The organism is Armatimonadia bacterium (assembly GCA_039679385.1).
Lineage (GTDB): Bacteria > Armatimonadota > Zipacnadia > Zipacnadales > JABUFB01 > JAJFTQ01.
This window is the reverse complement of sequence record JBDKVB010000094.1, coordinates 49,078-59,629: the sequence shown is the minus strand read 5'-3', so window position 1 is coordinate 59,629 and position 10,552 is coordinate 49,078. Positions and strand designations below refer to the sequence as shown.

The window sequence follows — 10,552 nt, the reverse complement described above, 5'->3', positions numbered from 1 at the left end:
GACGTCTCGAAAGGCGAACTGAGCCATGACCGAGGTCTCCTGTGGACGGGTTTGTCAGCGCAATCCCATTTCCACATCGAGCCTCGGTCACTTCCTTTTCTATCTACAAAAGTGGGTAAGCGCCAGGTCGAGTGTATCTTGCAGGGACGAACCGAGAAGGTTAGAATAGCGTTGTATGGCGATTGTCTCACGGGCTGCGACTAGCGGCCCGTGCGGCTGTTTGCGCCTGCACAGCTCAGTCCGGGGGAGGAAAGCCCATGAAACCACTCTATCCTGTGCTCCTGGTGCTCGCGGCCGTTCTGCTCTCCCTCACAGGTTGCGTCAAGCCACCACCCGGCTATCCGGTGGCCGACAACCCGCAGCCAAGCCCGTCTGAGGCCTCCCCGTCCGAGACAGCGCCGCCGATGGAGAACCTGGCTCCCGAGAACTCCGCCGTGGCTGCCGCACCACCGACGACAGTTCCCGAGGCCGCGAATGCCGTTGACCTGAGCGCCTTCCCGGAGCCCAGCTCGAACGCTGCGCCGGCAGCGTCGGGTCCGGCCCCTGCTCAAGGCGAGTCCCAGGCCAAGCCCGGCGAGACGAAGGAGGCCCGGACGTCTTCCGCCAGGACCTCCGCTTCCGCCTCGAGACGATCCGAAGGCTCCACTACCAGGGCGTCCAGCCGCAGTGAGACCAGGCGTCCCCGGCCCGACAACAGTGACCCCACCTGGCGCCGCGTGAAGGACCAGGAGTGGGGAAACGAGGGCAGGTACCCCTGGGCCTCGGAGGTGAAGGTCTCTTCCGGCACGCTCTCGCACTACTCGAACCGACAGTTATCACAGATGGCCGCCGAGATCGAGGCTCGCCAGGGTCGCTCCTTCAGCAACCCTGCGTGGCAGCAGCACTTCGACGAGCAGGATTGGTACTACAAGGGCGCGCTGCATTCCCGCTCAGCCTCTGAGGTCGAGGCCGCCAACCTCAGGGCCATCCGCGCCTATCAGAGGAAACACTACGGCCGGGCCTGGGAACCCTCCGGGAATGACTAGTCAGCCCTCCAGGCCTCTACGGTTTGAAAGGTAGAGTTGGCACATGGATATCCGAGCGTACCGGCAGTCAACCATCCAGGGCGTGAAGTTCCTTCTCTCGCAGCAGAACGAAGACGGCTCCTTCAACCCTGTCGACCACGGAGTCGCAACCTACCATAAGGTGCCCTACGCACTGGCCATCATGGGGCAGGCGGAGCGTGCCGGCCGGCTCTGCATGTACATCTCCGAGAACGTCCTCGATGAAGAGGGCGATTTCACCGGCCACTTTCCACGCTCGCCGCTCCACAAGACCTACCAGTTGCTCGCCAATGCCTGGCTGATTGCCGGCGCTCAGCGCCTCGGGGAGTTCGCCGTCTCGCTGCGGGCCATGGACTTCGTCGGCAGCTTCCAGCACCCCACCGGTGGGTTCTTCACTGCCGGGCCGGCCGCAACCCTTGACAGTGAGCAGGACGTGCTGTCCACTGCCGTCTGCGGCCTCGCGCTGCTGTACTGCGGTAGGGTCGAGGAGGCCGTGCTCGCCGGGCAGTACATCGCCAAGATCTGGGATGCACAGCCTTCCTCCTCGGCGCGCCTGTTCTACCGCACCGTCAAGGGCAGCACGCTCGTGACGGAGTTCTCGGAGGAGAACGCAGAGCAGTCCATGCTGGTCGTCGGCAAGCGTGACCAGTGGTATCACGTTCCCGGGCTCGCAGCGGGCTTCCTGGCCAAGCTGCACGAAGCCACCGGCGCAAAGGAATACCTTGAGACCGCACAGAAGCTCGTGAACTTCACCGACTCCTGCGGCGCCGACCGTTACACCAGTGACAAGAGCGGGTTTCTCGGCTGGGCCGCCGCCCTGCTCTACGCAGCCACCGGCAACCAGAACTACCGGCGCATTGCCATCTCCGTCGCTGACGGCCTGCTGGCAAACCAGTTGGCCAATGGGAGCTGGCTCAAGATGTCCATGGGCGAGGACCTGACCTCCGACGTGGTGGACGGAACCGCTGAGGGCATCCTGTGCATGACCCAGATCGTCGAGGGGCTCAGCGCCGGAGAATAGACCTGTGTCCCCTGGGCGGCTCCGCGGGTGCTGACCCAGGCCCGTCGCCGCGCGCTATCACATGACTATCCGACGCGAACGACACACCGTATGAGACGCTCGTCGCAATCCTTCTACACCGTTCGAAGGGAGAGGCAGTGTATGCCCACCACCAAGAAGACGTCGACCAAGAGCAGTGACATCGGATTCGGGATCATCGGCTGCGGCGTGATCGCGCCGACGCACCGTGACGCAATCAAGGGTGCACCGGGTGCCAAGCTCGTAGCCTGCTGCGACATCGTCCTCGACAAGGCCAAGAAGTTCGCCGACGATAGCGGCACCGGCGTCAAGGCCTACCGCAACGTGGAAGACATGCTCAACCAGGACAACGTCGAAGCCGTCTGCGTCTGTGTCCCCAGCGGTCTCCACGGCGACGTCGCGATCATGGCCATGGAAGCCGGCAAGCACGTCCTGTGCGAGAAGCCCATGGACATCACCCTGGCCAAGATCGATGCCATGGTCGAGACCTCCAGGGCCTGCAACCGCAAGCTCTCCGGCGTCTTCCAGCGCCGCACCTACGCGCAGTCCAAGAAGGTCCGCGAGGCCGTGCGCAGCGGCAAGCTCGGCAAGCTCGTCCTTGGTGACTGCTACCAGAAGTACTTCCGCAGCCACCAGTACTATGCCAGTGGCGACTGGCGCGCCACCTGGGGTCTCGACGGCGGCGGCGCACTCATGAATCAGGGCGTCCACGGTATCGACCTGCTCCTCTACCTCATGGGTGACGTCAAGCGCCTCAGCGCCTACTGCCGGCGCCTCGTCCGCAACATCGAAGTTGAAGACACAGCCGTCGCCATCGTTGAGTTCGTCAATGGCGCCGTCGGCGTGATCGAGGGCACCACCTCCGTCACCCCGGGCTACGGCTGCGACATCGAGATCAGCGGCGACAACGGCACCATCAAGCTCAAGGGCGACAAGATCGCTGTCTGGGACGTCAAGGGCGAAGAGGGCGCCGAGGTCCAGGGCGAAGGCGGCAAGGGGACTGCAGCCGACCCGACTGCCGGCCTCACCGCCACCGGCCACACCCAGCATGTTGCCGACCTCGTCCAGGCCATCCGTGAGGACCGCGAAGTCGAGATCCCGGGCTCCGAGGCCCGCAGGGCCGTCGAGGTCATCAAGGCCATCTACAAGTCCAGCCGAGAGGGCGGCGCGACCGTCGAGTTCCCTCTGGCCTACGAGGACGATGGCCCCGGCATCGAACCCAGCACCACCAGCAGTTGGTTTGAGTAGTCGACGGCTTTTTCAGCCGCTTCAAGGGGGCCCGTTGAGCCCTGACTTGACTTGCTCGCAGGCCCTTTGTTACACTCTGCATGTAACTTGACACTGGCCAAAGGGTGTATCCGATGTCTTGTGGACGCTGGTCGGCAGTGACGACTAAGCTCCTGCGACGAGGCAGACACGCTGCCTTAGGCTTTCCGTGTCCACTGGCGATACATCCATACCTGCATGCGTAACACAACGCCCCGCCGAAGGAGTCCTTCCCGGCGGGGCGTTTCGTTTATGTGCACCAGATAGGCGGCCACCCATGCGCAGACGTCGCCTGTCAACTCTTGCGAACCCACCCTGGTCCACCCGATCGCGGGCATCAGAGACATCAACCATGGCTACGAACGGACGCGTGCTTGTCCTCAACCAGAACTACGAACCGCTCAATGTCACTAGCTGGCAGCGGGCCGTCACCCTCATCTACCTGGGAAAGGCCAGTACTGTCCAGCCGGATGGCAAGGTCCTGCGCTCCTGCACGAAGAGCCTTCGCATGCCCTCGGTGGTCCGGCTCAACTACCACGTTCGGCGTCCTTTGCCTGAGGTGAGGATCTCGCGTTCGAGCATCATGGCCCGCGACGGCTATACCTGCCAGTACTGTGGCAAGAAGGCCAAGAACCTCACGCTGGACCACGTCATCCCGAAGGAGCGCAGCGGCGGGCACACCTGGGAGAACCTCGTCGCCTGCTGCGTTGAGTGCAACAACAAGAAGGGGAACAAGACGCTTGAGGATGCCCAGATGACACTGGCGCGGCCCCCACGGCGACCGCGCTTCATCCCCTATCTGAGCTATGCCACCTTCACCGACGCCCTGCGGCACCAGGAGTGGCGCGACTACCTGGAGCCCTTTGCGCCACAGCTGATCTCTGACTAACCCCGCAGCCACTCACCTGCTTGTAGCCCTTCCTCGAGTTGGCTGATCTGCGCGAGCGGCTCACCGGCGTCCTCCAGCAGGTAGGACAGCCGCTCCCTCTGTGCCACCTTGCGCTGCATCGCGTCGACCCGGCAGAAGAGCCAGCGCGCCCGGAGCAGATCCGGCAGAGCGCGCAACTCTTCGGCAGTCGGCTCTATCTCGGCCCCATACCCCTGCCCGAAGGACCCAAGAAGCGCCCGATCGAACCGGAAGGTCTGTGTCAGTGCCCGAATGTCGCCGGCGTCCATGGGTGCCTTCCGGACTCCGCATCCGAAGATGAGCCCGTCTGCAACGTCCACCATCCGCGGCTGTTTCCCCACCCAGTCGAAGTCGAACAGGCCCACGATCTCGTTGCCCTGGTACTTGAGGTTCGCCGGGTGGTAGTCGCCGTGGATGACACACTGCGGAAGGCCCCAGTAGGCGGCATCCGGGAGCCGCTGGAGGATGTCGTGCGCCGTGTCCTCCAACTCCGCCAACTGAGAGGCCCAACTGTCCAGGCGTTCGGGCGGGTCCTCGGCCCTGCGCTGCCGGGTCTGCAGCTCCTGGCCCGCCTCTCGCAGACCGGCCAGGGTCGCTCGCGGGTCGTGCATGCGCACCTGGGGCTTTTCGCCCTTGGGTGCGAAGTCCTCGGTGGCGCGATGGAACCGGCCCAGGAGTCCGCCGGCCGCTTTCACCTGGTCGACGTTCCCCAACTGCGCAGCCTTGCCCACGATGAAGGGGTAGAGCTCGTAGATGCTCTCCTCGCGCTCCAGCCAGCGACTGCCGTCCAGGGTGCGGACCGGCGTGACCACCGGCAGGCCGGACTTGGCCAGATGCCGGACCACCGAGTGGTCGTAGTTGAGCTGCCCCCGCGAGCAGTACCGGGGATTGCGCCGCTTGAGGAAGAAGGTGCCACGGTTGGTGACCACGATGACGGCCGGACTGGCCGTGCCTGCACCGGGCCGTGTGAACTGGAGCTTGCCGACATTGTAGGCCCGCAGCACCTCGGTGACCTCATAGCTGCTGAGGCCCCTGCCTGTGTCGCCGGACTTCCGTGCGCGGTGCTTGCCTTCGCTCTTCATCGACGAGCCTCGATCTCAGCGTAGTGCCTGGAGGTTACCACGGGTGCCGGATCACTCGCGTTCCGTGGCGCGCACCAACAACACCGGAACCTTCGCGTGACGTAGTACTCGGTCGGCGATGCTGCCGTAGACCCAGCGTCCCAGACCCGACCGGCCATGGGTTGACATGACGATCAGGTCACAGTCCTGCTGGTCGCAGTAGCGCAGGATCTCCTCAGCCACATCGCCCTGACAGACGTCCCATTCGGCCTCTACGCCCTCGCCCATGACGCGCTTCCGGATACCGCCCATGTAGTCCCGGGCACTCTCGACTTGGGCGGTCCAGTCAATGGACACCCCTGCCGCGAACATCGTCTCTGCGTCCAGCACCGGAATGACGGACACAAGGTGAATGGTCGCCCCGAAGGCCTTGGCCAGAGCCACGGCATGGGGCAAGGCCCTTTCCGCCAGTGCCGATTCGTCGAGGGTTACAAGAATGTCCTTGTACATGCCTGATACCTCCCCAGGATGTCACGCCTGGACGATCTGGTTACCGCCAGGTTCTTCAGTTCCACTCATCATTCCTGCAAGTCCGGCCGAAGTAGCAGGAGTCACTACTCGTGGCGCGAATAGGACTGCGAGCCGCCGTCTCATGTATTCGCCACAGTTGGAGGGCACAAATGGGAAAGCTCTGCAAGAAATGCGGCATGGAAAGCGATCGAGATGACATCTGCACCTGGTGCAGCGCGGATCTGCGGCCCCCGAAACAGGCTCAACCTAAGGCGCAAACGACCGCGACCCGATCCCAGGTTCCCGCCGGGTCGACAGCTGCGCCGTCGACGCCCAGTGCTCCGCGCGCGGCGCGCCGACCGGAGCCCGTGGAGTTGCCACCCGAGAAGCCCGCATGGATGATGCCGCTGATCGTGGGAGGCGGGCTCATTGTCCTGCTGGTCGTCATCCTGCTCGTGGTGGGCATCGCAGCTTCCGGGGCACCGCCGGATCCAGGCACCTGGAAGACCTTCGTCGAGAAGGACAAGCAGTTCACAGCCCAGTACCCCGGCGGTTGGACGAAGCCCAGCAACTCCGGCTCGTCGGGATCCTACGTGTCCGTTGACTTCCGCGCGAGTAAGCTGTGCTGGGTGCAGGTACAGGGCACCCAGAAAGCCGGCGCTATGGGTGACGTCGCCGCCGCCGCCTCAAGAGCCGCAGGGGGCACGGTCTCCGTGGAGCGGAGCGCTGAGGGAGCCGTCCTGGCCGGCAGCACGGCGTCCTTCACCGCCCAGCGTCCCGGCTTCAAGCAGGGGACCATGAAGGAGGTCTGGGACTTCGGCGGCAGTAAGGCCGCCTCTGCCGAATACACCTATACTAAGCGTGTCGGCCTGCTGCCCATCAAAATGAAGGGGATCCGCTGGGGAGCCTTCAAGGGCGACTTCGGCTATGTAGTCTTTGCGGAAGCCCCGGAGAAGCATTGGGCCAAGTTCCAGCCGGTCGCCCAGAAGATCGTCAGCTCAGTGCAATTCGGAGGCGGGACAGGGTAGCGCAGCCTCTACGTCACTGCTTGGGTGGCTTCCACAGCAGCGGCAGCAACAGGCTGGCCGCGATGATTGCGGCGGCGACGCCGACGGCAATCGCCCACCCAAGGGGAAGGCCGGCCCTCTCCCCTCCGCAGGCAGCAACGCCGGCGACAACGCCGGCGATGATACGTCTGACTTGATGCCAAGTGGTCATGTCGATCCGTACCCGAAGCTCGTCTACCAGGCTCGGCCCGCATGTCGGCGGGCCGAGCCTGGCGAGATTGTTGTGGTCTGCAGCAGGTCGAGCGAGGTCCTCAAGCTCGCCAGAATACACCGGCTCGTGCAAAGGGACCTGGCTCTCCCCTGACCCGGCCAAGGAGCAGCTAGTCAAGCCGCAGCACCGACATGAAGGCCTCCTGCGGCACCTCCACGACACCGACCTGCTTCATCCGCTTCTTGCCGGCCTTCTGACGCTCAAGCAGCTTCCGCTTGCGGGTGATATCTCCGCCGTAGCACTTCTCCAGTACGTCCTTGCGCAGCGGGGCGTTGCGGGTCGAGGCGACGATGCGGCCGCCGATGGCCGCCTGCATGCGCACCTCGAACATCTGCCGAGGGATCGTCTCCTTGAGCTTGCGACAGATGGCGCGTCCGCGCTGCTCGGCGAAGTCGCGGTGCGTAATGATTGCCAGGGCATCCACGGAGTCGCCGTTGATGAGGATGTCCACCTTCACCAGGGCCGCATCTTCGTATCCCGTAAGCTCGTAGTCCAGCGTCGCATACCCGCGACTCAGCGACTTGAGCGCGTCGAAGTAGTCGACGATGATCTCGGCCAGCGGCAGCTTGTAGTGAAGGGCGACGCGGTCGCCATACAGGTAGTCCATCTTCTGGAAGACGCCCCGACGCTCGTCCGACAGCGTCATGCAGGGCCCCACGTGCTTTTGCGGGACCATGATCGTTGCGGCGACGACGGGCTCTTCGAGCAACTCGATCTCGCCGGGGTCCGGAATCTGGGCCGGGTTCTCCACGTCGAGGACCTTCCCGTTGGTGCACAGAACCCGATAGACCACGCTGGGCGCCGTCGCGACAAGGTCGAGGTCGTACTCGCGCTCCAGACGCTCCTGCACGATCTCCATGTGCAGCAGGCCCAGGAAGCCGCACCGGAAGCCAAACCCCAGGGCGGCGGAGGTCTCCGGCTCATACTTGAGGGCAGCGTCGTTTAGTGAGAGCTTGTCAAGGGCGTCCTGCAGCGCTTTGTAGTCGGCGTTGTCGCTGGGGTACAGGCCGCAGAAGACCATGGGCTTTGCCGGACGGTAGCCCGGGAAGGGCTCCGCAGCCGGCTGATCGGCCCCGGTGATGGTGTCGCCGACCCGCGCATCTTTGACGCCCTTGATGTTGGCCATCATATAGCCTACATCGCCGGCGGCAAGCTGCGAAACCGGCTCCATCTTCGGCGAGAACACGCCTACTTCGGTGACTTCGAACTCCTTGTTGGTGGCCATCATGAGGATGCGGTCGCCGCGTTTGACGGTGCCGGTCTCGACCCTCACGTAGGACACGACCCCGCGGTGCTGGTCGAACTCCGAGTCGAAGATGAGCGCCCGCAAGGCCTCATCGTCGGAGCCCTTCGGGGCTGGGACGCGAGAGACAACAGCTTCCAGGAGTTCCTCGACGCCGGCGCCGGTCTTGCCCGAGGTGAACAGCACATCCTCGGCGGCAAATCCCAGGTCCTTCTCGATCTCCTCCGCCGCGCTCGTGGGGTCAAAGAGTGGCAGGTCGATCTTGTTGACGACCGGGACGATCTCGAGCCCCTCCCCCGTAGCGAGGTAGGCGTTGGCGACAGTCTGCGCCTCGACGCCCTGGCTGACGTCTACCAGAAGCAGCGCGCCCTCGCAGGCGTGCAGAGCCCGGGAGACCTCGTACTGGAAGTCCACGTGCCCCGGTGTATCGATCAGATTGAGGGTGTAGGTCTCACCATCGCGTGCCGTGTACTTCATGCGCACGGCGCTGGCCTTGATCGTGATGCCACGCTCACGCTCCAGGTCCATGCTGTCGAGAACCTGGTCCTTCATGTCGCGCTCGCTGATCGCTCCGGTACGCTCCAGCAGCCTGTCTGCCAGGGTACTCTTCCCGTGGTCGATGTGCGCGATGATACAGAAGTTGCGGATTAGGTCTTTGCGCGTCATATCCTGTCCTTTAGCCCTCTCAACCCCGGCTGGTCCCCGTGCTACCGGGCCCGACCACCCAGAAAAAGAGGCGACCCCCGTGGTCGTGCCACGACCGACCGTGGTCGCCCCTGCCGTATCATCATTGTAACCCATCAGGCCCTTGCCGCACAATCGTTGTGCGTCGCAGGAGAGGTCCGTCTCAAGGCATCAGCCCGGCCATAAGCCGGTACGCAGCAGGGAAGTGGGTCTGGAGCACGTGGTAGACCTCGCTGGCGTGTCGCTTGAGTGTCCTGATGACGTCGTGCACGCTGACGTCGGCCGCCTCCATATCCAGGAGTTGCGGGTAGTCGAGGAGCAGCTCGAACTCCGTCTGTGTCAGGAGAGTTCCGGCCTGGGTCAGGAGGTCGACGAGATTCCCGAAGGCGTCGGTGCCCCGGTACTGCTCCGGCGTCGCGAGAAGGTCCATCATGAAGGCTTCGTCGGGAAGGCCTGCAGAGAGCATGGAGATGCGGCGGAGCAGACAGGGGATGCACCCGCCACAGGGCCGGTTCTGGCGGCCCGCAGACCAGCAGGAAACCGAGCCGGCGATCTCGTCGGGCCGCAGCAGGGGACGCAGGAAGGTACGGATTACCTCCCCCTTAGTCTGGTACAGGAAGGGGTTAACAACCTGACACGGGATGTCAGCTAGTTCGAGCAATTCGCTGAACAGCTTGAGCACCATCGGGTGAGTGCTTCGTGTCGACAGGCTCCCGCTTCGGGCAGGCGTCAAGGGCAAGGCTGCCGTCAGGATCCCGTTCTCGCACAGGTAGACATCGCTGACACCGGCGCGACAGGCTGCAACGACGCCAAGGGTCATGAACAGCAGCGAGCGCGCCCGTCGCGACGGCTCCCTCATCTCAGGGGGCGGATAGGCGAAGGGCTGGTGTCCATGGGCGCCGGGCAAGACTCGGGCAACGGCGTGGGCGCACTCCCCCAGCTTGCTGAGATGCGATACCACGCGGCGCTGTGCGGACTCGACTGTGGGGTTGCCGGAGACATGGCTTATCAGGAGAGGACGACGGCCGGTGTGCAGCAACATCGCGGCGCCCGCCATGGAGTCCAGACCACCAGAGAGGAGAGAGACACAGTCGGCGTCCACCTCCGGAGTGGCGGCTGTGGGCGGCTCCGCCTGCTCCACGGAGGAATGTGGTGGAAAGGTGAGGCGGATATTGTCGCGGGTGAGGGTGTACAGCAGGTGGGACAGGAGTCCGTTGACGCTACGCCAGAACCCCGGGTCTCTGACCGGCACCTCGATCTCGAGGTCGCGGACCCACTCCTCAAGCCGTCCGCGCGGCGAGGCGACGTCGGCAAAGTAGGCGGCCGCCACTATGTCCATCAGGTCAGCGAGGAGTGGTGACTTCGCACTCGGCGCCGAGCCTGGTAGCCCAGTGACGTCAGCGATCGCGTTGCGACGATCAGAGGTCCAGTCCAGCATCCACAGGGCGCTGTTGTCCTCTGAGGCGTCCGGCACGGGGCCCCCCGGCATCCCGTGAGCGACAACGAAACGTGCGGCCAAAC

The 10,552-nt window shown here is 64.3% G+C and carries 10 protein-coding genes; 5 read left to right on the top strand and 5 right to left on the bottom strand.

The window, feature by feature from the left end; translation table 11 throughout:
- Positions 1-257 precede the first annotated feature (257 nt).
- From ABFE16_11075 to ABFE16_11060, 4 genes are all read left to right on the top strand, one after another.
- On the top strand, positions 258-1,025 hold the full coding sequence (locus tag ABFE16_11075; GenBank protein MEN6345834.1) for a YARHG domain-containing protein: 768 nt from the start codon (positions 258-260) through the stop codon (positions 1,023-1,025).
- 43 nt (positions 1,026-1,068) lie between these two features.
- Positions 1,069-2,064 (top strand): hypothetical protein, encoded by a 996-nt coding sequence (locus tag ABFE16_11070; protein MEN6345833.1) that lies wholly within the window; start codon positions 1,069-1,071, stop codon positions 2,062-2,064.
- Between the two features lie 141 nt (positions 2,065-2,205).
- Complete coding sequence (locus tag ABFE16_11065) at positions 2,206-3,330, top strand: Gfo/Idh/MocA family oxidoreductase (GenBank protein MEN6345832.1); 1,125 nt, start codon at positions 2,206-2,208, stop codon at positions 3,328-3,330.
- 370 nt (positions 3,331-3,700) lie between these two features.
- The gene (locus ABFE16_11060; GenBank protein ID MEN6345831.1) at positions 3,701-4,237 is read left to right on the top strand and encodes an HNH endonuclease; all 537 of its coding nucleotides are present in this window, start codon (positions 3,701-3,703) and stop codon (positions 4,235-4,237) included.
- On the opposite strand, the gene ABFE16_11055 is transcribed toward ABFE16_11060, so the two are convergent.
- The gene (locus ABFE16_11055; protein MEN6345830.1) at positions 4,234-5,337 is read right to left on the bottom strand and encodes a phosphotransferase; all 1,104 of its coding nucleotides are present in this window, start codon (positions 5,335-5,337) and stop codon (positions 4,234-4,236) included. The two genes, ABFE16_11060 and ABFE16_11055, sit on opposite strands and share 4 nt — an antisense overlap.
- A gap of 51 nt (positions 5,338-5,388) precedes the next feature.
- On the bottom strand, positions 5,389-5,826 hold the full coding sequence (locus tag ABFE16_11050) for a universal stress protein (GenBank protein MEN6345829.1): 438 nt from the start codon (positions 5,824-5,826) through the stop codon (positions 5,389-5,391).
- A gap of 398 nt (positions 5,827-6,224) precedes the next feature.
- Here ABFE16_11050 and ABFE16_11045 point away from each other — a divergent pair, with 398 nt between their 5' ends.
- Positions 6,225-6,854 (top strand): hypothetical protein, encoded by a 630-nt coding sequence (locus ABFE16_11045; protein ID MEN6345828.1) that lies wholly within the window; start codon positions 6,225-6,227, stop codon positions 6,852-6,854.
- Positions 6,855-6,867: 13 nt separating this feature from the next.
- On the opposite strand, the gene ABFE16_11040 is transcribed toward ABFE16_11045, so the two are convergent.
- The 3 genes from ABFE16_11040 to ABFE16_11030 all read right to left on the bottom strand — a co-directional run bounded on the left by ABFE16_11040 (position 6,868) and on the right by ABFE16_11030 (position 10,550).
- A complete protein-coding gene (locus ABFE16_11040) occupies positions 6,868-7,044 on the bottom strand; it encodes a hypothetical protein (GenBank protein MEN6345827.1) in 177 nt (58 codons plus the stop codon).
- 169 nt (positions 7,045-7,213) lie between these two features.
- Positions 7,214-9,013, bottom strand: a complete 1,800-nt coding sequence (gene lepA / locus ABFE16_11035) for a translation elongation factor 4 (protein ID MEN6345826.1) — start codon at positions 9,011-9,013, stop codon at positions 7,214-7,216.
- Positions 9,014-9,194: 181 nt separating this feature from the next.
- Positions 9,195-10,550 (bottom strand): hypothetical protein, encoded by a 1,356-nt coding sequence (locus tag ABFE16_11030; protein MEN6345825.1) that lies wholly within the window; start codon positions 10,548-10,550, stop codon positions 9,195-9,197.
- Positions 10,551-10,552: the final 2 nt, after the last annotated feature.